Genomic DNA, 24001 nt, shown 5'->3' on the forward strand with positions numbered 1-24001 from the left:
GCATCACAACAGGCGTCAGGCGAACTCCAGGATCTTCTGGTCGACCCGCAGGCTGTCGCCGGGCTTGGCATGCACCTTCAGCACGACGCCGTCGCGCGTGGCGCGCAGCACGTTCTCCATCTTCATGGCCTCGACCTTGGCCAGCGCCTCGCCGGCCTTGACGTCCTGGCCTTCCTGGACCTCGAGCGCGACCAACAGGCCGGGCATCGGCGACAGCAGGAACTTCGAGGTGTCGGGTGGCGCCTTCTCCGGCATCAGCTTCAGCAGTTCGGCACGACGCACGGTCAGCACCAGCGCATCGGCCTGGCCGCCGGCGTGGAACAGCGACAGGCCGGCGCCCTTGGCATCGACCTGCGCCACGACATGCTTGCCATCGACGCGACCGCGGAACAGCGGGTCACCGGGGTTCCAGCTGGTCTCCACATCCAGCGTACGGTCGCCGGCGCGCACCGTGAACGAACTGCCGCCGCCGGCGACATGGACGCGATGGTGCTCCTTGTTGAGCGCCACGACGACGTCCTCCTCCAACGAGGGTGTATCGCCCGCGGCGCGGCCATGGGCGGCGCGCAGCGTCGTGATCTGGTCGATCGTGGCCGCGATCGCGGCAAGAATCGCCGGATCCTTCGGCGGCAGGTCCTTGGCCGAGAAACCGCCCTTGAACTCCTCGGCGATGAAATTGGTGGTGAGCTTGCCCGACGCGAAGCGGGGATGCGCCATCAGCGCCGACAGGAAGCTGATGTTGTGGTTCAGGCCGCGGATATAGAACTCGTCGAGCGCCCGCAGCATGCGATCGGTGGCCGCCGCGCGGTCGGGACCATAGGCGCACAGCTTGGCGATCATCGGATCGTAGAACATGCTGATCTCGCCGCCCTCGTACACGCCGGTATCGACGCGCACATCGCCGGACGAAACATCGGGCGGCCTGTACTTCACGACGCGGCCGGTCGACGGCAGGAAATTGCGGAACGGATCCTCGGCGTACACACGCGCCTCGATCGCCCAGCCCTTGAGTTCGACGTCGTCCTGCGTGAAGGGCAGCTTCTCGCCCGCCGCCACGCGGATCATCAGCTCCACCAGGTCAAGGCCGGTCACCAGTTCGGTCACCGGATGCTCGACCTGCAGGCGCGTGTTCATCTCCAGGAAGTAGAAGTTGCGATCCTTGTCGACGATGAACTCGACCGTGCCGGCCGACTTGTAATTCACCGCCTTGGCCAGCGACACGGCCTGCTCACCCATCGCCTTGCGGGTCTTGGCGTCGAGGAAGGGACTCGGCGCCTCCTCGATCACCTTCTGGTGCCGGCGCTGGATCGAGCATTCGCGCTCGCCGAGATAGACGCAGTTACCATGGCCGTCGGCCAGCACCTGGATCTCGATGTGGCGCGGTTCCTCGACGTACTTCTCGATGAAGACACGATCGTCGGCAAAGCTCGACTTGGCTTCGTTGGTAGCCGAGACGAAACCTTCCTTCGCCTCGGCATCGTTCCACGCCAGGCGCATGCCCTTGCCGCCGCCACCGGCCGAGGCCTTGATCATCACGGGATAGCCGATGCTGCGGGCGATCTTCACCGCCTCGTCGGCGTTGGGAATCACCTCGAGGTGACCTGGCACCGTGCTGACCTTGGCGTTCTTCGCCAGGATCTTGGACTCGATCTTGTCACCCATGGCGTGGATGGCATGCGAGTCGGGGCCGATGAAGACGATGCCCGCCTTGGCCAGCGCCGCCTGGAACTCCTGTTTCTCCGACAGGAAGCCATAACCCGGATGAACCGCCTGGGCGCCGGTACTCTTGCACGCCTCGACGATGCGATCGACGAGCAGGTAGCTCTGCGCCGACGGCGGTGGGCCGATGAATACGGCCTCGTCGGCCTCACGCACATGCAGCGCGTCGGCGTCGGCCTCGGAATAGACGGCGACCGTCTTGATGCCCAGCTGGCGCGCCGTGCGGATCACGCGGCAGGCGATCTCGCCGCGGTTGGCGATCAGGATCTTGTTGAACGGTGGCTTGTCCGGACGGGTCGCGGCCGCCTTGGCCGCGGCCGCGGTGGAGTGCTGGCCGTTCGTTGCCTTCGCGGAAGCCGGCTTGCTGGCCTTGGCGGCTGGTTTCTTTGCGACTTCCTCTTTGCGGGCGGTGGCCATCCCACTCTCCTTCACAGACATCATCAATGCGCCGGCTGTGCCGGCAGGCCAAGGGCGCGGATCACGAATGCCAGGCGCTCGGCGACCTCGACCAGCGCCTTGTAGCGCCCGGACGCGCCGCCATGCCCGGCTTCCATCTCGGTGTGCAGCAGCAGCACGTTATCATCCGTTTTCACCGCGCGAAGCTTCGCTGCCCACTTCGCCGGCTCCCAGTAGGTCACCCGCGGATCGTACAATCCGGCACTGATCAGCATCGCCGGATAAGCCTTGGCGGCAACGTTGTCGTACGGGCTATAGCTTGCCATGTAATCGCGAAACACCGGCTCAGCCGGATTGCCCCATTCGACATACTCGGGCGGCGTCAGCGGCAGGCTGGCATCCAGCATGGTCGACAGCACATCGACGAAGGGCACCATCGCCAGGATGGCGGCAAAGAGGTCCGGTCGCTGATTGGCAACCGCGCCCATCAGCATGCCGCCGGCGCTGCCACCCATCGCCGCGATCTTGTCGGGCGCCGCGATACCGGCATCGACCAGGTATTCGGCACAGGCGATGAAGTCGTCGAAGGTGTTGCGCTTGTTCAGCAGCTTGCCGTCATCGTACCAGGCGCGCCCCATCTCCTGGCCGCCGCGGATGTGGGCGATCGCCCAGATCATGCCGCGACGCAGGAACGGTATGCGGTTGGCGGAGAAGCCGGCATCCATCGACATGCCGTAGGCGCCATAACCGTACAACACCACCGGCGCTGCCGAACTGCCTGCCGCCGCGCGATGACGCACAAGGGAGATCGGCACCCGCACGCCATCCCTGGCCGTGGCCCAATGCCGTTCCACGACATAGTCATCAGGTGTGTGGGTGGGCACGCTGGTGTGCTGCACGGCGTCCAGGCGGGCTGCCGCCACATCGTAGTCGTACCAGGTCCGTGGCCGCGCCGGCGATTCGTAGATCAGACGCAGCGCGCGGCGATCCCACTGATGCCCGTCCAACGCCGAGATCGTATAGGCGGGATCGGGGAAGGTGATGACTTGCCCCGCCGCGGCATCCCGGTGGTGGCCCGGCACGACGCGCACGCGCTTCTGCGCCTCGAAGCGCTCGACCAGCCACCAGAAGTCACGTGCGACGCCCAGTCCGCTGATCAGGGCCAGGTCCGACGGCGCGACGACCTCCTGCCATCGCGACTCGCGCGGATCATCCAGCGGCGCGCGCACGATACGGAAGTTGGGGTGCCGATCGTTGGTGCGGATCAGCAGGTCCTCGCCGCGATCGACGACGTCGTATTCATGATCTGGTCGGCGCGCCAGCACCAGCCGCGGTGCGCCATCGGGCTCGGCGAGCGACAGCAGGCGGGTTTCGCTGCTGTTCTTGGCCGCCGACTCGATGTGCAGAAAGCGTCCCGAGGCGCCCTCGCCGATGCCGAGGAAGTAGACCGGGTCGGTTTCCTCGTAGATCAGCGGGTCATCGCCGGCCGTACCGACGCGGTGACGATGCACCCAGCGCGGGCGCTGCTTGTCGTCCTGCCGGGTATAAAAGAGCGTGCTCGAATCGCTCGACCAGCCGAGGCCCGGCGAGCAGTGCGCCGTCGCGGTGTGCACGTCCTTGCCGTCGGCGAGGGTGCGGATGCGCAGACGCAGGCGCTCCGAACCATCGATGTCGTCGAGGATGGCCAGAAAGCGATGGTCCGGCGAGACAGCCCAATCGCGCACCGCGTAGAAGCCCTGCCCCTCGGCCTCGCGATTGGCATCGAGGATGGTCGTCTCCGGCGCATCGGGTGCGGTCTTGCTGTACCACAACGGGTATTCCCGTCCCGGTTCGTAGCGAACACCATACCAGCGGCCGTGGACCCACTCCGCCGGCGGGCTTTCGTCGGGAATGACCAGCGCCTTGAATTCTTCCAGCAGCGCCGGCCGCAGATCATCCGAACCGCCCAGCACGGAATCGACGTAGGCGTTCTCGCTCTTGAGATAATCCAGCACCGCCTGGTCACGCACATCGGGATAGCCCGGATCGCGCAGCCACTGGAACGGATCGTCGCGCCCGTCGGCATGCCGGAACGGCATCTGCCGCGCACGCGGCGGTGGCGTGAAGGCCGACTGACGGAAAGCGCGCTGGGAAGACATGCCGGTCGCCCGGTTCAAAGCGGGATGTTGCCGTGCTTGCGCCACGGGTTGTCGAGCTTCTTGTTCTTCAACAGCGCCAGCGCCTTGCAGACGCGTCGGCGCGTCCCGTGCGGCATGATCACGTCGTCGATGAAGCCGCGGTTGGCCGCCACGAATGGGTTGGCGAACTTCTCGCGATATTCCTTCTCGCGTGCCGCGATCTTGTCGGCATCACCGATGTCGGATCGGAAGATGATTTCCACCGCGCCCTTGGCACCCATCACGGCGATCTCGGCGCCCGGCCAGGCATAGTTCACATCGCCACGCAGGTGCTTGGAGGCCATGACGTCATAGGCGCCGCCATAGGCCTTGCGCGTGATCACCGTGACCTTGGGCACGGTGGCCTCAGCATAGGCATAGAGCAGCTTGGCGCCGTGCTTGATGATGCCGCCGAATTCCTGCGCCGTGCCCGGCAGGAACCCCGGGACGTCGACGAACGTCACGATCGGAATGTTGAAGGCGTCGCAGAAGCGCACGAAGCGCGCCGCCTTCTTGGACGAATCGATATCGAGACAGCCAGCCAGCACCATCGGCTGATTGGCGACGAAGCCCACGGTGTCGCCGCCTATGCGGCCGAAGCCGATCACGATGTTGCCGGCATAGTCGGGCTGCAGCTCGAAGAAGTCACCCTCGTCGGCGACCTTGATGATCAGCTCCTTGATGTCGTACGGCTTGTTGGGGTTGGCCGGCACCAGGGTGTCGAGCGAATAGTCATCGCGCGCCGTGCCGTCGGCGGTCGGCCGTGGCGGCGCCTTCTCACGGTTGTTGAGCGGCAGGAAGTCGTAGAAGCGACGCAGCTGCAGCAGCGCCTCGACGTCGTTCTCGAACGCCAGGTCCGCGACACCCGACTTGGTGGTGTGGGTGACCGCGCCGCCCAGGTCCTCCTGCGTGACTGTCTCGTGGGTGACCGTCTTCACCACGTCAGGTCCGGTGACGAACATGTAGGAGCTGTCCTTCACCATGAAGATGAAGTCGGTCATGGCCGGCGAATAGACCGCACCGCCGGCGCACGGACCCATGATCATCGAGATCTGCGGGATCACGCCCGAGCTGGTGACGTTGCGCTGGAAGACATCGGCGTAGCCCGCCAGGCTGTCGACACCTTCCTGGATGCGTGCACCGCCGGAGTCGTTGATGCCGATCACGGGCAGGCCGTTCTTCACCGCCGTATCCATGACCTTGCAGATCTTCTGGGCATGCGCATCCGACAGCGCGCCGCCGAACACGGTGAAGTCCTGGCTGAAGACCATGACCGGCCGGCCGTTGATCGTGCCGTGGCCGGTGACCACCCCGTCACCGGGGATCCGCTGGTTCTCCATACCGAAATCGGTGCAGCCGTGCTCGACGAACATGTCGAACTCCTCGAAGGAGCCCTCGTCAAGCAGGACCTCCAGCCGCTCGCGCGCGGTGAGCTTGCCCTTGGCATGCTGCGCCTCGATGCGGCGCTCGCCGCCACCCAGTCGCGCCGCGGCGCGCTTGTTCTCCAGGAGCTGGAGGATTTCCTGCATCGTGTTGTCCCCGCACAGGTCGGTCGGTTCACGCAAAAGGCCGGCCGCCCGGTGAACGCCGGGGGCGCGGCACAGTCCGTCGAAACGGCCGTTGCCCATAGCACTTGGCTGGACAGGTTGCTAAGCAGGATTCTGAGGATCACGCGACAAAAGCGGCGCTTTGTCCCCGGTCGATCACCCTTAAGCGGCTTCGTTTTCGCAGTACGAACGCCGTATCAGCGGCGCGGCGGTGTGCGCCGGGGCGTCCGCGGCTTGGGTGCAGCGACGACGGGTGCATCCTCGGCCGCCGGCACCGGCTCTACCACCACGGCGACCGGCTCAACCACGGCGGGGGACTCGACGACAACCGCGACGGGCGCGGCCAACGCCACGGGGGCGGCGGCGAGCGGTACCGCGAACAACGCCTTGACCTCGTCGAAGGCTTCGGTGACGCGGGCGTTCAGGATATCGGCGGCCGCGACATTGGCCTTCAGCGCCATATCGGACAGCTCGCGCACATTGCTCACCGTCGCGACGTAGGCGTGCCGCGCCGCATCAGCCTGCTTGGCCGCCCGCTCCTCAAGGGAGACGGCGGTCAGCACGTCGTTGGCAACCCGACTGTAGTCATCGACCGTCGCCTTGATCAGCTCGCTCTGCCGCTGCGCCAGGGCCTTCAGGCTATCGAACGCAATCTGATGCGCAGCGCTGAGGGCGGCCGCATTCTTGCGGTGCGTTTCGAGCAAGGCCTCGACGTTGAACGACGGCACCTTGAAATCAACCCAGGCAGTTTGAAACGGGCTCATGGCTGACTTCCTTCTTGCTGGATGGGCATATTATGTTGCATCGCAGCATTTGAATGCTGCGCCGCAAGAAGTCAAGCCCGACGAGCATCAGGATTTGCGATAGGCACAGTCCCAGCTGTGGTTATTCAGGAACCGATCGAAGTCGGCCCGGGCGCCGCGGAACACACTGCGGTCGACCAGTTCACCCGCGATCTTACCCGCGGGATAGTCGGCGATCGGGCCGTTGTCGCCGCTGGTGTACTGCCACAGGCTCCAGTTGGCCCACGGCGAGCCGGCCAGCCGAGGCAGGATCATGCCACCGCGCAGGGGGTTGCCCATGGCGTCGGTGCTGACCTTGTAGTTGGCGATCCACAGCGGGTTGCGGCCCAGAAGGCTCCACAGGCCCGGCGTGTTGGCGATCTCGTCACGCTGCTCGTGGATGAAGTTCTCATAGGCATAGACCAGCACGCTACGGCCGGTGCGCGCCATGGCCCGGCGCAGAAACCGGTCGACCTCGGCCGCCCGCATATAATGGTCGGGATTGTTGCCGTGCGGCTCCCAGTCGATCGCCAGCACCACGCGCCGCTGCGATGGTGCCAGCATGTCGCACATCGCCTTCACCACGCGCAGGAAATCATCGGCCTGCCGATCGCCGGTGTCGGTCGGTGTCGCCCAATGATACGCACCCAGGCGCAGGCCAGCGCGGGCAACCTGCAGCGCGCGATCCGGAAAGACGGTATCGATGTCGTTGGGGCTACCCGTGTCACGGCCCAGGGTCGCGCGATGAATCACCAAGCCGATGCCGTGCCGGCTCTTCAGGGTGTTATCGATCGGGATGGTGTTGTGGCTGGACAGATCGAGCACGACCGACGGGTAGTCCCGCGGGTGCAAGGGCGCCGCGGCAACCGGCCGTGGCGCGGCGACGGGACGCTGTTGTGCAAGGGCCGGCAGGCTGGCGAGCAATGCGACAAACAAGGTCACTACTCTGCCGACCACCGGCATCTCCTGTACTCACGCTGAACGCGAACTGCGAGCTCTATACTACAGAAGGCGCGCTCTTCCCAGGAGGTCCAGGAAACGCGCGCCGGCGTCGACATCACGGCGCAGGCGCTGGAGGCGCAGCGTTGCCTCGGAATCCTCACCCCATTTCTCGATCTCATACAGGGCATCGAGTTCCGCTGCCGCGAAGGCATCGGATGGCGCGAGGTGCCGCTCCGACACTGCCAACGCCAGCACCACCGACCCCATGGCCGCCGTCAGGTTGAACAACCCCGCCAGGCCGAAATCGCTATGGCCGGCGACGGCTTCGGTCAGGGCCGTCAGCGATGACGCCGGCTGCGGCCGATGCTGCACACCTGCCGTCACCTCCAGCCGTGCGCCATAATGCATGGCGGCCCAATCGAGCAGCGGCTGCCAGACTCGCACCTGGCGCACCACGAGGTCGGTGGGTGCATCGGCGCGATAGCACAGCAGATCAGAGCCGGCGTATTTGGCCGTATCGTCAATCACCTTGCGCCGCTGCACCGTGACGCGGTCGATCGCCGTCGCCGCCAGGCGCATCATGGCCATGTCGAGCGGCTTGATCTCCCCTTTCTCGGGTTGTTCGGCCCACTCGCGCGCGATGGCTGCCGCCAGGACTTCCGTGGGCACCGTCAACGGCCGGCCGGCCGGGGTGCGGATCGGACGGCCATCCAACCGTACCTCGAAGCCGCCGTCGGCGGGCTCGATGGCAACGGTCTTGTAGAAGCGCTTCAGGACACTGACGGACATGGGAAACTCAGACGATTCCTAGCGGCCCCTACGCGGCGCGGCCCGCGGCGGCCGATATTCCGGCTGCACCGACGGCGGCTGCGGCAGCTGCGCCCGCAGATTGGGACGCAGACTGTCGAGGCGCGCCAGCACGGTACCGCAGGCGTTGAGCGACGCGGAAGCGGCAGCCCGCCCCGCGGTGGTGATGGCTGCTGTCAGGCTCGCCACGCGGGTACCGGGGACCGCGCCCGCTGCCGACCGGGCCGCGGCAGCATCGGACTCGGCACTGGCCTGGGCCAGCGATCCTTTCAGCCGCAGAGGCACTGCCGCGCCGATCAGGGCGAGATCGCGCGGTTCGGGCCACATCAGGAGGCCAATCTGCTCGTTGCGCAGGTGAATATAGCCACCACCGATCGCGGTGAAGCGCTGGGCATCGATGACCAGCTTCCGGATGTTGGCGGCGCCACGCTCACCTTCGGGCCGGCCGCCGAACTCGATCTTGCCGGCGGCACAGTTCAGCGTCGCCGGACGATCACCCAGGCCCAGCATGCGGATCCACTCCGGCGTCAGCAGGTGGGCTGCTTCCTTCGTGATCTGCGCCGAACCGATGACAAAATCCATGTTGCCCACGGCCAGCCCCAGCGACTCGCGCAGCGATCGACCGGAACCACGCAGCTTCACCTCCATATCGATCGACGCGCCTTTCACGCCGGTCGATATGCCCAGCAATGTCATCATGTCTTCCAGAGGCACCTTGGCGGCCGTCGCCGTCAGGGTCAGCACCGGACCTGCTCCGCTGGCGTCGATCTGGGCGTCGATGCCGAGCTGGCCCGAGCCGATGGTGGCAGCCGGCCGCAGCGTCAGCTTGCCGTCGTTGAGCGTCAAGGTCACCGACAGGCCCTGCATCTTCACGGCCGCGCCGACCACTTCGGCGACGCGCAGCGTGAAAGAGCCGTTCCACTTCTTGATCGCCTCGATCGGATAGGGATCGCCGGGAATGACCCGCCCATCGCTCGCCGCCGGGTGGGATGCGGGAGCGGGCGGCGGCGCGGGTGGTGGTGGCGCCGCCGGCGGTGCAGCCGCTTGGGCCGTGCCCGATGGCCCTGACGCCGCGGGCGCCGTACCGCCGTTGGATGGCGGTGGGGGCGCGGCCGGCCGCGGCTTGAGATCGGCGAGGTCGAACTTGTCGGCCGCGAGGTTGGCCACGATGACCGATTTGCCGGCCTTGGTGGTGCGGAAGACCATATCACCACGCAGAACACTGTCACCGATCTTGAGTTCGGCGATATCCAGCTTGGGGCCCGTTCGCGGATTGGTCAGCTTGAGCTTCAACCCGTAGGGCGCCGTTTCCGGCAGCGGCAGGTTGAGAATATGCCCCAGCGCCACCAGGCTGCGGCCTTCGACCTCAACCCCCATCTCGAGCCGTCGCGCCGCGACCTGCCCCGTGACGGCGACCGGCAACCCGCCAAGGGTTCCCTGCATGTCGAGATCGCCCGGCACACCCTTGAGCCAGCCATCGAATGTTCCAGCCTTCTTCAGGCTCAGTGCCAGGGCCTCGCTGCTGTTGATCCGGCCCAGGAACTCGCCGCTGATCGGGGCTGTTGCCTGTGTGGCGGTGCCGATGAAGCGATCGACGACAATCACAACGGCCGGCCGTTCAGCCGTCTCCTTCAAGGTCACGGTCGACCCTTCAACCTCGATGCGGCTGATCCAGGGCAGGCTCGGCGTGTTCTTGATGCGCAGCGACTGATGCTCGCTGGGATGCGGACCTGAGCCTTCGACCGGTGCCTCCATCGCCAGATTGCTGCGTCCCTCGCCATCGCGCTCGATCAGGATATCGGCGCCGAACAGCTGCAGGCGGCCAATGCGGATCTCGCCCAGCAGCAGCGAGAACGGGTCCAGGTGCAGCACCAGGCGCTTGATGCGCGCCATCTCGGGCCGCGATCCGCCGGCGGCGTTGGCCAGCACGACATCTTCGGCCACGGCCGACGGCGAGAGCGTGAAGTTGACTCGCAGGCCGCCCTTCATCACCAGTTCGCGGCCCGTGGCCTTGCGTACCTGCTCGGCAATCTGACTCTGGTAGCGGCTGAGATCGCGACTGCTGGCCCACAGATAGAGCCCGGCCGGTGCCAACAGCAGCACTGCCAATGTCCCTACCGTGATCCACAGGAAACGCTTCACTCTTTCACCTGACGTCGCAAGCCTTGCCGCCAATCAGATGGGCGGTGGCCCCTTTTACCGAGAATGCGCCTGCCCGTCGCGCGGCATCTCAAATCCCAATGCGGTGACCGTCGCCGCAAAATGCGGCGGCGGCGGGGCAACCAGGCGCAGCGTGCCCTTGCCGCCATCCAGGCGCGGCAGGGCCAGGCGCGCCGCATGCAAGTGGAGACGCCGGGCGATACCCGGCGCATCGATGACGGCGCGATCGCCGCCATACTTGCCGTCACCCAGGATCGGCGTTCCAAGCGCGGTACAATGCACCCGCAGCTGGTGCGTACGACCGGTCAGCGGCCGCAAAATGAGCAGTGCCGCTTTCTTGCCGGCCACGTCGACCGTTTCATAGTCTGTGATCGCCCGATCGCCGGCTGCCTTGTCGACCACCATCTGCTCGCGGCCGTAGGCGCCGCCCGTTGCCTTGGCCAGCGGCAGATCGATGGTTCCCTGGGACACCTTGGGCACACCGACCACCACGGCCCAGTACTCCTTGAGGGTCGCCCGTTCGCGAAATGCCGCCGCCAGTTGGGCGGCCGCCGAGGCGGTGCGCCCCAGCACCAGCAGGCCGCTGGTATCCTTGTCCAACCGGTGCACGAGGCGCGGCCGCTCCGACGCCCCGAAGCGCAGCGCATCGAGCAGCCCGTCGACGTGGCGTTGCGTACCGCTGCCGCCCTGTACGGCGAGACCTGGCTCCTTGTTCAGCGCCAGGACGAAGTCGTCCCGGTAGATCACACTGGCAACGAGCGCCGCCGCCGCCCGCGGATCGAGCGCTGGATCCGCCGCGGGTTTGGCGGCCCCCTGGCCCGCCGGCAGCGGCGGCACCCGGATCTGTTCGCCGCCAGCCAGACGATCGCCCGCCTGGGCGCGCCTGCCATCGACCCGGACCTGGCCGGTGCGCAGCAGCTTCTCCAGCCGGCCGTGAGAAAGCATCGGATAGCGCCGATGGAACCAGCGATCCAGCCTCAGCCCAGCCTCGTCGTCCTGTACGGCGACCACGGCCACGACCATCGTCTCATTCATCATCGCACGCTATCAGTGTCTGGCATGACAAAAACGACAAAAAGACAATTTCTTCATTATTACAATAGATTATGATATATATCTCCACTGACAGATAAGCGACAAAATCCGACAGAATGTCCGGCCCCTGGGTCATGAAACACACGCCGTCCGCAAGTCGCCGACCGTTCGCATGGCTCACAAGCAATGTAACGAATTCTCGTATCGAGAACAAGATATTTCGCGTGTTCGAGCCTCAACAAATCAGCGGTGAATTCCGGCTCCTCATAGTAAAACCAGCCCGCTGGCGATGTCCGCTACACTCTTCCAGAGCCCTGCCGATGTGACGGTAGAGGCGATAGCCCTGCCCTCCTTGTCGCCGCTGTCGCCGATCGCGGTGCCGGCGCAGACTGTGTGCGCGCAGCTCTTTCGACCGGCGACGGGTTCACCGGCGCCGGCGATGGTGATCTTGTCGAGCAGCGCCGGCATCCAGAAGCACCGTGAACTGTTCTATGCCGATGCGCTGGCGCGGGCGGGTGTCGCAGCTTGTGTCGTGGACAGTTTCGGGCCCCGCGGCGTGCGCTCGACCGTCGCCGACCAAAGTCTGGTGAGCGCCTTTCAGATGGAGTGCGACGCGCACGCCGCCCTGCAGTGGCTGCAACGCGACGATCGGATCGACCCGACGCGGATCGGCGTCATGGGCGTCTCCAAGGGCGGTGTCGCGGTGGTCAACAGCGCCATCGCGGTCCGCCGCCGATGGCGCGGCATCGACGACATCTTTGCCCTGCACGTCGCCATCTGCCCCGGTTGCGTGGCGCAGCATCGCGACGCGACCACAACGGGCGTGCCCCTGTTCATGATGCTGGCCGAGTACGACGACTACACACCGGCCCATTTCGCCCTCAGCTATGCCGGCCGCATGCGTGCGACCGGCAACCGGCAGATCCGGATCAAGGTCTACAAGGCCCACCACGGCTGGGAGTCGATCGGGCCGCTTTATCACATTCCCAAAGCGCAGAATTTCTCCGGCTGCACCAACCTGATCGAGGATGACGGTCGCCACTATGTCCCTGCGGCCGGCCATGCCATGAGCGAGGCCGACTATCGGGCCTGGGTGCGAGAGGCCGGCCTTCTGCGATACGGCGCCCATGCCGGTGGCGGCACGGCCGCGCTCAAGCAACGCGCGACGGGTGACCTGATGGCCTTTCTGCGCACCCACGGGTTCTGACCGATCACGAACGCGTGGGCTGACTGTCCCAAGTGTGGCAGCAATGCAACTACCGCAACCGCTCATTTTTTCTTATACAGGCGGACAAAGTTGGGAGATTGCTGGTGTTAAGGGCTGTCCTTCGCAGAACGTGGCTTCATCGCACGGGCGTATGTGGTGTTCTCGCAATCTCCCTCCTGGGTGGCCTTGCTCCCGCCCAGGCGCAGGGCGATGCCGTCATCGTCGCCCTGAAGGACAGGATCCGGGCCGCCATCCAGACGGCGACAGACGGCTCCGAACCGATGCTGGCGGCACTCGGCAAGGTCTATGCAGAGCGCGAGCACGCGCTGCTGTGGCTTGACGGCGGCAGGCCGACGCGCCGCGGCAAGGCGCTGCTCGAGGCGCTGAAATCGATGCAGGACGAGGGCCTTGAGCCCGAGGACTACGACGTCTCGCTGATCGAGAAGCTGTTGGGCTCCGACGCGCCGGCCGATCAAGCGCGCGCCGACTTCCTGATGAGCCGCGCCTTGATCCTGGCCGGCGCCGACGTGTCGAGCGGCCGTGTCAACGCCACCGCCATCGACAAGGACATGTCGCCCGTCCAGCGCCGGCCTGACTACGGCGCGCTGGCGCGCGAGGGCCTGACGGCGTCCGATCCGAGGGACTTCATCCAGTCGATGGCGCCCGCGGGCACACAGTATCCGGCGCTGAAAAAGGCCCTGGCGCAGTGGCGCGAGCGCATCAAGACCGAGACCTACACCAAGGTGCCGCGCGGCGATCTGCTGCGGCCCGGCAACTGCGACGCGCGTGTCCCGCTGATCCGCAAGCGGCTATCGGAGACCGAGGCCGACGTGCCCAAGGCCGCCGGCGATGCCAACTGCTATGACGATGGCCTGGTGGCGGCAGTGAAGCGCTTCCAGGAGGCGCACAACCTGAGTGTCGACGGTGTCGTGGGCCCACGGTTCACGGCGTCACTGAACATCCCCATCGAAGAGAAGGTGCAGCAGATCATCGTCAATCTGGAGCGCCGGCGCTGGGCGCCGGAAGCGCCGGGCAACCGCTACCTGCTGATCAACGCCGCCGACTATTCAGCCGTCTTCGTGGACGACGGGCGGGTGGCGTTCCGGACCAAGGTGATCGTCGGCACGGCCAAGGACCAGACGCCCGAGATCACCAGCACGATGCACAGCTTCCAGACCAACCCGTACTGGACGGTGCCGACATCGATCGCGGGCGAGGAATACCTGCCGCTGCTGCGCCGGGACCCCTACGCGCTGCAGAAGTCGAACATGAAGATCTTCGCCGACTGGAGCAGCGACACCGAACTCGACCCGGGCACGGTCGACTGGGCCAGCGTCAACCCCAAGGCGTTCCCCTATCGCATCCGCCAGGAACCCGGCGCCAGCAACGCCCTGGGCTACATCTTCTTTCCGTTCTCCAACAAGTACGGCATCTACGTGCACGACACGTCGAGCCGCTTCCTGTTCACCGAGGGCAGCCGCAACTTCAGCCATGGCTGCATCCGCCTGCAGAACCCGTTCGCTTTCATCGAAGCCGCCGTCAAGGGCTCCAGCAGCGTCAGCCGCGCCCGCGTCGAGACGCTGGCGAACTCCGGTCAGCGGGCCAACTTCGGCTTCCCGGCCCCAATCACGATCCAGGTCACCTATCAGACGGTGTTCGCCGACGATCACGGCAAGATCCAGTTCCGCGACGATATCTACGGCCGCGACCGCAAGGTCTTCGCCGCCATGCGCAAGACGCGCATGTTCGAGCGGGCGAAGTGAACACAGCCCAGTCGATGCTGACACCGCTTATGACGTGGGCTTGGGATCCTGCGCGACTTCCGGCGATGCCGGCTGCATGGCCACCCAGCAGCTTGCGAGGATCAAAACCGCGCCGATACCGGTCACCAGGTCGGGAATCTCGTTGAACACAACGACACCGCCGATCATGGCGAACACCAAGCGGAGCAGCGTCAGCGGTCCCAGCGACGAGGCACTGGCATGTCTTAACGCGACAATGCCGACATACATGCCGATCGGCCCAAACACGAGGACACTGGACAACCAGGGCCAGACCGACTGCGCGGGCAGGTCTTCCAGGATCACAGTGGGCAAGTTCCCCACGATCATCACCGCGTTGGCATAAAACATGGTCGTCAGCTCGCTATCACCGCCCGGTCGCTGAACGTACTTGTTCAGGACGAACGCAAGACCGTTCAGGCTGGTCCCGACGAGAGCAACGACATAGACGGTGTTCCACTCAGCAAACGCCGGCTTGATGATCAGCAACGCCCCGATCATGCCGGCGGCACTAGCCATCCAGCGCAGCGCCGTAATGCGTTCATGGAGGATCAGCGCCGAGAACATCGTGATGTACGGCACCACCGTAAAGGAAATCGCCGTTGCATCGGCGAAGGGCAGCTGACCGAACGAATACATCAAAACCCAGCCGTAGCAGATCGCCACGACGCCACGCAGCAACTGCAGGCCGAGCTGATTGGTTCTGACGACAGCCCACCCCACGGTTCTGGCTAACACCACAACCAGCAAAACGCCCCCGATGCCACGCATCAACGCCAATTGCATCACACTCGCGCCACTGCCGATGTGATGGATCATGGCGGTTTCGATTGTGAAGAGTACGCTCTGCGCCACCATCAGGAGACCGGCGAGGCGGAGACCGTTCATCGCCTCGCTCCACCACGCCATCGCTCGCCCAAAACTATGGCGTCGCCCGCCATCGACCGTGCGCCCCTGACTCCACCCAGCGATGAGGGCTGCAACACGATGGCACCGTCACGTGTGAAGCGTTGCTGTTTCTATTGCGAATAGAAGCTGCTGCACGGTCATCACAAACCAGCACAGCACGGGCTCTTCATAGTCCTTCCTTGGTCCGCCGTTTTCGTGCCGCGACCGCGTACTTGCCGAGCGGACGGTTGGGGTCCTTGTTAGGCCCGACAACCGCCTGATCGTAAGCGTGCCAATCGTCCGGCGACAACGATTGAAGCCCCGACTCGACCTGCATCGCGTTCAAAAAATCGTCGGCATAGTGCTGGCGATGGACGGGCTGCACCTGCAGAAACGGCCATTGGGTATCAAACCGGATCGGCACACCGGTCTGAATGAGGCGCACATTGAAAAACAGCGGCCCACCCCACGCATCCGTTTCTATGATGCCATCGAAGTGATGGTAACCGGCGCTGTGAGGCAGGTTCGCCGGCGCGCGCAACAGCAGACTCCAATCCGGAGCAGTGCGCACGATCAACCCCGTCCAGATCTGCAGTATCGCCGGACCGTCGAGCATTGAAAGAAAGGGTGGAGAGAAGCCCTTGGCGCTTTCCGGCGCCGCAGCGTCGAACTCATCGGCGAAGCCAGGGTATTGGGCGACCTTTAGCGGAAACCAGCCGTCGGCGCCGTCATAGGTCCAGAGAGCATCGATGCCATCAAACATGATTTGAAAGGCGATGGGTGGAAAGACATACCACCCAAACCCGGACGCTGCGGACACCGGCTCGCAATATCGAACGGCCCGTACCGGCAGCGTGCCTGCCGCATCGCGTGTTGCGCGTCGTGGCGGCAGCCCGCCCCGCACAACTTTCTTGAAAGTAACAACTGGGTTCATGGTTCAAACATCACGCAGGCCGGGACAAGGCAGACACCTTGTCCCGGCCGCGAGTCTTAATCAAGACTTACGAAACGTCGGTTGCATTCCGCCCACCTTGACCCGGTCACCGTCTGCCACCTCTTTCGGGGCGGTCAGAACAACGCGCACCGCGTCACGGAACGTCGGCTGCATACCGCCGACCTTGACCCGGTCACTGTCTGACACCTCTGCCGGGGCGGTCAGAACAACGCGCACCGCGTCACGGAACGTCGGCTGCATACCGCCGACCTTGACCCGGTCACTGTCTGACACCTCTGCCGGGGCGGTCAGAACAACGCGCACCGCGTCACGGAACGTCGGCTGCATACCGCCGACCTTGACCCGGTCACTGTCCGACACCTCTGCCGGGGCGGTCAGAACAACACGCACCGCGTCACGGAACGTGGGCTGCATGCCGCCAACCTTGACCCGGTCACTGTCCGACACCTCTTCCGGCGCAGTCAGAACAACACGCACCGCGTCACGGAACGTGGGCTGCATGCCGCCAACCTTGACCCGGTCACTGTCTGCCACCTCTTTCGGGGCGGTCAGAACAACACGCGCCGCGTCGCGGAACGTCGGCTGCATGCCGCCGACCTTGACCCGGTCACTGTCCGACACCTCTTCCGGCGCAGTCAGAACAACGCGCACCGCATCACGGAACGTCGGTTGCATGCCGCCGACCTTGACCCGGTTCGTATCAGTTACTTCCGCAGGGGCAGTGAGAACAACTCGCACCGCACCACGGAATGTGGGCTGCATGCCGCCGAGCTTAACCCGATTTCCGTCAACCACTTCTTCGGGGGCGGTCAGAACAACGCGCACACCCTTCGCAGCTTCAACTTGCATCGCAATCCTCCTCATTGTGTCCCCCGGAAAACCCGTGGGATTCCGAACCGCGACCGCCCCACTCGGGCTGCGTCGCCCCGCCTCCGGTGATGTTGAATTTCGCGACCACAACCAGAGAAACAGGCGAAGACACAATGACTTAGATCGAGCCTGGGAAAAAGAACCGAAACCGGAAGTAATGCGGTTTTATCGGCCTATCGTCCGTGATATCTGCGTAATTTTGCATTCTTATGTAGCGTGACAATGACGTGATATTGCCCTTGCGCTGAGTGTGATAACGGCATAGCATTCAAAAAACGGAGGACCAATCTCTAGCTGTATGTCGATGTTAGAGTGCACGCGGCAGGCGTTCCGGGGGGTTGGTAAATGGCATCTGAATTTAAATACGCTGAAGCGCCGCCCGCGCATGGGAGCCCTCTCGCATCCCCATGGGCCGACCTGGCCGGGCCTGCGGCAGACCCCAATGCTGCCCCCTTCCGGCTTTCATTGCTGGGCAACTTCAGTCTGACCGGACCGCAGGGACCAGTTGATCTCGGCAATAGGAAACTTTGTGCCCTGCTGGCCTTTCTTGTTTCCGCTTCTTCAGATCTGCTGTCGCGCGAGACGCTGACGACTTTGCTGTGGGGCTCGCAGTTAAAAACCCAGGCTCAGCAGAACCTGAGGCAAATGCTAACGCGGTTGCGCCGGGCGCTCGGGGATGATGTATTTGCCACCAACGACAATGCTCTGCAGGTCCGCCCTGGATTATTTTACTGCGATGCGGTCAGTTTTGAGGCGTTGATTCAGGCCGATTCGCGCGACAGTCGCAAAACTGCAATCGACCTCTACCAGGGCGCGTTCCTGTCAAACATCGCGATCCAGGAAGACGGCTGGACTGATTGGGTGGTCACCCAGCGCCAGAAGCTCGAGGATCTTGCCGTCGACGGGTTGATCCAGCTCGGCGAAGAAGAGGCAGAACTCGGGGCCTCCACACAGGCACTCGAGCTTGCCAACCGCGCACTGGCCATCAACGGGCTACGGGAAGACGGCCATCGCCTGATCATGCGGTCGCTGGCTGCTGCTGGGCGGCGTGCGGAGGCACTGAAGCACTATGACCAGCTGGCGGTGAGACTGAAGCGTGACCTGAATGTGGAGCCCGACTCTGCAACGACAACGCTAATCACAACGCTGCGGCGGGCACGAGCCCAGGATCGCGTGGCAAAGCCCACGGGGAACGTTGCCCCGACGGCGCCCCGAACCTCCGCGAAGTTTTCACAGGAAGCGGTCCCTGCGCCAGAGATCGTCTCCGGCGCATCGGCGCCCCGCCTGCATACGCCACAGGTGCTGCAGGAGACGCAGCCGTCTATCGCCGTTCTCCCGTTTCACAATCTTGGCGGCGACACCAGCGACGACTATTTCGCCGACGGTGTCGTAGAAGATATCATCGTCTCGCTGGCCGGCTTACGCGAGCTGCTGGTCATCTCCAGAACCTCGACGTTCGCCTATCGCAACCGCCAGGTCGATCCACGCGAAGTTGGGCGCGCGCTTGGCGTGCGGTACGTTCTGGAAGGCAGTATCCGCAAAAGCAAAACGTCGATCCGCGTCTCGACCCAGCTTTGCGACACTGAAACCGGCGCCAGTTTGTGGGGCGAGCGTCAGGAAGTCCCCCTGGGTGATCTCTTTGAAGTACAGGATCGCATCGTTCGCGACGTTGTCGCCGGGATAGCGCCTAACGTTCAGACGGCAGAACTGGAGCGCGCGTTGCGCGTACGGCCGTCCAGCTTCACCGCGTATGACCATACGCTGCGCGCACTGAACACCATCAACAACCTTGATCGACAGTCGTTCCTGGCCGCGCGCGAGCATCTCCATGAAGCGATGACCGCACAGCCCAGCTTCGCCATGCCTGCCGCCTGGGCCGCGTTCTGGTACATCATTTGGGTCGGCCAAGGGTGGTCGGACAATCCGAGGGAAGACTCGAACACGGGTGCGACGCTCGCAACCAGAGCAATCGACCTGGATGGACACAACGCGTTGGCGCTCGCGACGTACGGGCACCTGAGGTCTTTTCTGTTCCACGACTACGACAGCGCGCTGGTGTACTTCGATCGGGCATTAGCGGCTTGTCCCAACAGTTCGTGGGCCTGGATTCTGTCCAGCATCACACTCAGCTACATCGGCCGTAGCGACGATGCGGTTCGACACGCTGAGCATGGCTTGCGGCTATCACCCTACGACCGCAACCTCTTCCTGTACTACACACCGCTCAGCATCGCCCATTACAGCAACGGCAATTACGAGGATGCGGTCAAGTGGGGCCGCATGTCCGTTGCCGAGAATCCCACCTTCTCGGCCTGCTACAGGTACTTGATATCCGCCCTGGCCGCGGTCGGGCGGTTGGATGAAGCACATGAAGTCGCGTCCAACTTTCTGAAGCTGGAACCTGACTTCAAGCTGCACTTGTACGAGCAGACGTTGCAGCCGTTCCGGCATCCCGAGATCAAAGCGCGTCACATGGAGCATCTCAAGAAAGCGGGATTGCCGACATGAGAACAGCGCAACGCCTCAGGGTCGCGACAAACCCGATATTGCCTTTCGAAGGTCGGCCGATGAGCACCAGCTCCAAGCGTGTCGCAGTAGCAAGCGCCGGCTTTACCCCATCGGCACCGGTCGTTGGTAGTCGCCAGCCCGAAGCGTTATTCCAGCTCTCCTTGCTGGGGCACTTCAATTTGAGCGGCCCCAACGGTCCAGTCGATCTGGGCAACAAGAAGCTATGTGCCCTGATCGCTTTCGTGGCGTGCGCGACATCCGAGCCGCCATCGCGTGAGACACTGACCACATTGCTGTGGGGTTCGCATTTCGAAGTCCAGGCACGACACAACATGCGCCAGGCGCTGACACGGTTACGCCGAGCGTTTGGCGATGACGTGTTTGTGAACAGCGACAATACGTTGGTGATTCGTCCCGGGCTTTTTCACTGCGACGTGACCAGCTTCGAAACCCTGATCCACGATGAATCACGGCAGACCCGCAAGGCTGCGGTCGACCTCTACCAGGGCACATTCCTGGCCAATATCGCCATCCCGGAAGAAGCATGGACTGACTGGCTGACCGCACAGCGGCAACGGCTGGAAGATCTTGTCGTCGATGGCCTGATCCGCCTCGGCGAAGAGGAAGAACAAATCGATGCGCCTGCGTTGGCCCTGGAGTTTGCCAATCGTGCCATCGCCATCAACGGTCTGCGCGAGGATGGTCACCGGTTGATCATGCGATCGCTGGCCGCCGTTGGACGGCGGGCCGAGGCGCTTAGGCACTATGATCAGCTGGCCACGCGGCTGAAGCGTGATCTGAGTGTCGAGCCCGATGCCGCGACGACGTCCTTGGTCGCGACTCTGCGACAGTCGCGTGCTCCACGGGCGGAACCCGGCCCGGCACAAGACCCGCAAAGCCCGGTTGCAGCACCCGTTGAAGGAATGCCAACCGCGCGCGCCGAGGCACCGTGGAATGGCACCGGCGTCGCCAATGCGATGGCGGTAGCACCGGCACAGCGAGAAGTCCGGGCCGCAGGGATAGTCGCAGAAATCCTGCCTGCTGTGTCTCCCACGCAGTCACAGCAAGGGACATTGCCATCCATTGCCGTGTTGCCCTTTCAGAACCTCGGCGGCGATCCGAGCGATGACGATTTTGCCGACGGTATCGTCGAAGACATCGTCGTGTCGCTGGCCAGCTTGCGTGAATTGGTGGTGATCTCGCGAACCTCGACGGTGGCCTACCGAGGCCGCCAGGTCGATCCGCGAGAGGTCGGACGGGCGCTGGGTGTCCGCTATGTCCTGGAGGGCAGCGTGCGCAAAGGCACGGCGTCAGTGCGGGTCGCGATCCAGCTTTGCGACACCGAAACTGGCGCCAGCCTATGGGCGGAACGCCATGAGGCACCTCTGGGCGACCTGTTCGAGGTCCAGGACAGCATCGTCTGCAATGTTGTTGCCGGAATTGCCCCCAACGTGCGATCGACGGAGTTGGAGCGCGCGCTGCGGATCCGGCCAACCAGTTTCACGGCCTACGATCATACGCTGTATGCCCTGAACCTCATCAACAGTCTGGATCGCAAGACGTTCCTGAGTGCGCGAGACCACCTCGACAAGGCCATGGCGGCGCACCCTGGCTTTGCCATGCCGGTCGCCTGGGCTGCGCGCTGGTACAGCATCTGGATCGGCCAGGGATGGTCAGATAACCCCAAGGCGGACGCCGACAAAGCGGCAGCGCTTGCCGCACGGGCCATCGACCTGGACGGGCACAATGCGCTGGCATTAGCGACATATGGGCACGTGCGGTCGTTCCTGTTCCACGACTATGACAGTGCGCTGGTCTATTTCGATCGCGCGCTATCGGCTTGCCCCAACTATTCGCTGGCTTGGATCCTGTCGAGCGCCACGTTGAGCTATGTCGGCCGCGGCGCCGATGCCGTTCGACATGCCGAACGCGGCCTGCGGCTGTCGCCGTACGACCGCAGCCTCTTTCTCTACTACAATTTCCTGGGTATCGCGCATTACGGGAACGGCAACTACGAAGAGGCGATCAAGTGGGGCCGCTTGTCCGCCGCCGAAAGCCCCCTCTTTGCGTCCAATCTCCGGATGCTCGCAGCGGCGCTGGCGGCGGTCGATCGGTTGAACGAAGCGCGTGAGATCGCGGCGGCCCTGCTCACGTTGGAGCCCAACTTCAGTCTCGACACGTATGAGCAGACTCGCCAGCCGTTTCGACAGCCGGAGATCAAGACGCGCCTCATTGCGCACCTGAGAACGGCCGGATTGCCGGCGTGAACCGCCCGCCTGACGCACCGTTTCAACTGTCACTATTCGGGCGCTTCAACCTAGTCGGACCAGACGGTCCGATTGATCTGAGTAATAAAAAACTAAGCGCTCTGCTTGCATTCCTGGCGTGCGCAACATCGGAGCCGCCGTCACGTGAGACACTGACGACGCTGCTGTGGGGATCGCACTTCGACACGCAGGCGCGCCATAGCCTGCGTCAGGCATTGACCCGTTTGCGTCGCGCCCTCGGCCAGGACGTATTCACCGGCACCGACAACACTCTTGCACTCCGTCCCGGACTGTTTCACTCCGATGCGGACCGCTTCCTGGACCTGCTTCGTGTCCCGTCGCGCGAGGCGCGCAAGGCGGCAGTCGATCTCTACCGGGGCGCTTTCCTTGCCAATATCGACATTCCGGAAAAAGTCTGGACCGACTGGATCACCGATCAGCGCCAGAGCATGGAAAACCTCGCGGTCACCAGCTTGATCCAACTGGGCGAAGAAGCGGAGCGGCAAGGTGCGCTGGTGCAAGCGCTGAGGTTTGCCAACCGAGCCATCGCGATCAACGATCTGCGCGAGGACGGGCATCGCCTGATCATGCGGAGTCTGGCCGCTGATGGTCAAACGGCCGAAGCACGCCAACACTACGATCACCTGGCAGCGCGACTGAAGCGTGACCTGAATGTCGAACCCGATGCCGCAACGACGGCATTGATCAACAACTTGGCTACCTCGTCGGCGCCAACTTCCCCCGTATCACAGATGCTCTCGCAGCACGACTTGCTGCCGTCCATCGCCGTGCTGCCCCTTCGCAACCTCGGTGGCGATACGGCCGACGACTACTTCGCCGACGGTATCGTCGAGGACATCATTGTGTCGCTGGCCGGGCTGCGCGAGTTGTTCATCGTTTCAAGAAGCTCGACCCTGGCGTTTCGCGGCAGACAGGTCGATCCACGTGAGGTCGGTCGCACCTTGGGTGTTCGCTACGTTTTAGAAGGCAGCGTCCGAAAAAGCAGGACGTCCATGCGCGTCTCGACTGAGCTTTGTGACGCTGAAACGGGGGCCAACCTGTGGGCCGAACGGCAGGAGATCGCCTTGGGCGACCTGTTCGCCGTCCAGGACCATCTCGTTCGCCGCATCGTGGCCGGGATCATACCGAACGTACGAACGGCCGAACTGGACCGGGCGCTACGCCTGCGGCCGACCAGCTTCACCGCTTACGATCATACGCTGCGCGCCCTCGACGTCATCAACAGTACTGACCGGCAGACGTTCCTCGGTGCGCGCGAGCATCTCGACACGGCCATGGATGCACACCCGGGCTTCGCCATGCCGGCTGCCTGGTCGGCGTACTGGTACGTGATCTGGATCGGTCAGGGATGGTCCGACAATCCCACGGAGGATGCGAAGAAGGCTGCAGCGGTCGCAACGAAAGCTGTCAACCTGGACCGTCACAATTCGCTGGCGCTGGCGGCGCACGGACATGTGCGTTCGTTCCTGCTCCACGACTACGACAGTGCGCTTGCGTATCTTGGCCAGTCCCTAGCGGCAGGGCCCAACAATTCTCTCGCCTGGATTCTGTCGAGCGCCACATTGGCCTATGTCGGCCGCGGCAGTGATGCGGTACGCCATGCTGAGCACGGTCTGCGGCTATCACCTTACGACCGGATCCTCTTTTTCTATCACAATTTTCTCAGCATCGCACACTACGGGAATGGCAATCATGAAGAGGCGGTGAAGTGGGGTCGCCTGTCCGCTGCTGAAAACCCGAAGTTCACATCCAACCTCCGGATCCTGGCGTCGGCTCTTGTCGCTATCGGCCAACTCGACGAGGCGCGTGATGTCGCATCGGAACTCATGAAGCTGGAGCCGAATTTTCGCTTAAGCGTCTATGAACGGACACGGCAACCATTCCGGCAGCCCGAACTCAAGGCGCTCACCATGGCGCACCTCAGAATCGCCGGACTGCCAGAGTGAGTGCGGCGCGCCCG

At 64.0% G+C, this 24001-nt stretch carries 16 protein-coding genes; 5 read left to right on the forward strand and 11 right to left on the reverse strand.

The annotated features are described in order from the left end of the window. Positions 1-15: 15 nt before the first annotated feature. The 8 genes from FQU96_RS24615 to FQU96_RS24650 all read right to left on the reverse strand — a co-directional run bounded on the left by FQU96_RS24615 (position 16) and on the right by FQU96_RS24650 (position 11547). The gene (locus FQU96_RS24615) at positions 16-2136 is read right to left on the reverse strand and encodes an acetyl/propionyl/methylcrotonyl-CoA carboxylase subunit alpha (protein ID WP_146544007.1); all 2121 of its coding nucleotides are present in this window, start codon (positions 2134-2136) and stop codon (positions 16-18) included. 23 nt (positions 2137-2159) lie between these two features. After that, entirely contained in the window at positions 2160-4253 is a 2094-nt protein-coding gene (locus FQU96_RS24620) for a S9 family peptidase (RefSeq protein WP_146544008.1), read from the reverse strand. 14 nt (positions 4254-4267) lie between these two features. Continuing rightward, positions 4268-5800 carry an acyl-CoA carboxylase subunit beta gene (locus FQU96_RS24625; RefSeq protein WP_146544009.1) on the reverse strand — a complete coding sequence of 511 codons (1533 nt, stop codon included), beginning with the start codon at positions 5798-5800 and terminating at the stop codon, positions 4268-4270. A 215-nt stretch (positions 5801-6015) separates the two neighbouring features. After that, positions 6016-6582 (reverse strand): phasin family protein, encoded by a 567-nt coding sequence (locus FQU96_RS24630; protein WP_146544010.1) that lies wholly within the window; start codon positions 6580-6582, stop codon positions 6016-6018. 87 nt (positions 6583-6669) lie between these two features. Next, positions 6670-7557, reverse strand: coding sequence for a glycoside hydrolase family 25 protein (locus tag FQU96_RS24635; RefSeq protein ID WP_178130685.1), 888 nt, complete (start codon positions 7555-7557; stop codon positions 6670-6672). A 45-nt stretch (positions 7558-7602) separates the two neighbouring features. After that, a complete protein-coding gene (locus FQU96_RS24640; RefSeq protein WP_146544012.1) occupies positions 7603-8331 on the reverse strand; it encodes an ATP12 family chaperone protein in 729 nt (242 codons plus the stop codon). 18 nt (positions 8332-8349) lie between these two features. Further along, complete coding sequence (locus FQU96_RS24645) at positions 8350-10491, reverse strand: AsmA family protein (RefSeq protein WP_178130686.1); 2142 nt, start codon at positions 10489-10491, stop codon at positions 8350-8352. 54 nt (positions 10492-10545) lie between these two features. Further along, a complete protein-coding gene (locus FQU96_RS24650) occupies positions 10546-11547 on the reverse strand; it encodes an RluA family pseudouridine synthase (protein WP_255468503.1) in 1002 nt (333 codons plus the stop codon). 286 nt (positions 11548-11833) lie between these two features. On the opposite strand from FQU96_RS24650, the gene FQU96_RS24655 reads away from it, so the two are divergent. Together FQU96_RS24655 and FQU96_RS24660 are read left to right on the forward strand one after the other, a co-directional pair. Continuing rightward, on the forward strand, positions 11834-12751 hold the full coding sequence (locus tag FQU96_RS24655; protein WP_146544014.1) for a dienelactone hydrolase family protein: 918 nt from the start codon (positions 11834-11836) through the stop codon (positions 12749-12751). A gap of 104 nt (positions 12752-12855) precedes the next feature. Next, positions 12856-14514, forward strand: coding sequence for a murein L,D-transpeptidase (locus FQU96_RS24660; RefSeq protein ID WP_146544015.1), 1659 nt, complete (start codon positions 12856-12858; stop codon positions 14512-14514). Between the two features lie 27 nt (positions 14515-14541). On the opposite strand, the gene FQU96_RS24665 is transcribed toward FQU96_RS24660, so the two are convergent. The 3 genes from FQU96_RS24665 to FQU96_RS24675 all read right to left on the reverse strand — a co-directional run bounded on the left by FQU96_RS24665 (position 14542) and on the right by FQU96_RS24675 (position 17224). Next, positions 14542-15420: a DMT family transporter gene (locus FQU96_RS24665; protein ID WP_178130687.1), complete on the reverse strand. Its 879-nt coding sequence runs from the start codon at positions 15418-15420 to the stop codon at positions 14542-14544. Positions 15421-15607: 187 nt separating this feature from the next. Next, on the reverse strand, positions 15608-16354 hold the full coding sequence (locus FQU96_RS24670) for a DUF6065 family protein (RefSeq protein WP_146544017.1): 747 nt from the start codon (positions 16352-16354) through the stop codon (positions 15608-15610). A 60-nt stretch (positions 16355-16414) separates the two neighbouring features. Next, positions 16415-17224, reverse strand: coding sequence for a hypothetical protein (locus tag FQU96_RS24675; RefSeq protein WP_146544018.1), 810 nt, complete (start codon positions 17222-17224; stop codon positions 16415-16417). Between the two features lie 366 nt (positions 17225-17590). Between FQU96_RS24675 and FQU96_RS24680 the strand changes: the two genes are divergently transcribed. Genes FQU96_RS24680 through FQU96_RS24690 form a run of 3 tightly spaced genes read left to right on the forward strand, consistent with a single transcriptional unit; the run spans position 17591 to position 23987 of the window. Continuing rightward, complete coding sequence (locus FQU96_RS24680) at positions 17591-19753, forward strand: BTAD domain-containing putative transcriptional regulator (protein WP_146544019.1); 2163 nt, start codon at positions 17591-17593, stop codon at positions 19751-19753. A 59-nt stretch (positions 19754-19812) separates the two neighbouring features. Next, positions 19813-22020, forward strand: a complete 2208-nt coding sequence (locus FQU96_RS24685; RefSeq protein WP_178130688.1) for a BTAD domain-containing putative transcriptional regulator — start codon at positions 19813-19815, stop codon at positions 22018-22020. Continuing rightward, positions 22017-23987: a BTAD domain-containing putative transcriptional regulator gene (locus FQU96_RS24690; RefSeq protein WP_146544021.1), complete on the forward strand. Its 1971-nt coding sequence runs from the start codon at positions 22017-22019 to the stop codon at positions 23985-23987. Before FQU96_RS24685 ends, FQU96_RS24690 begins: the two co-directional genes overlap by 4 nt. Positions 23988-24001: the final 14 nt, after the last annotated feature.

Source organism: Reyranella sp. CPCC 100927 (assembly GCF_007859315.1).
In the GTDB taxonomy this organism is placed as follows: domain Bacteria; phylum Pseudomonadota; class Alphaproteobacteria; order Reyranellales; family Reyranellaceae; genus Vineibacter.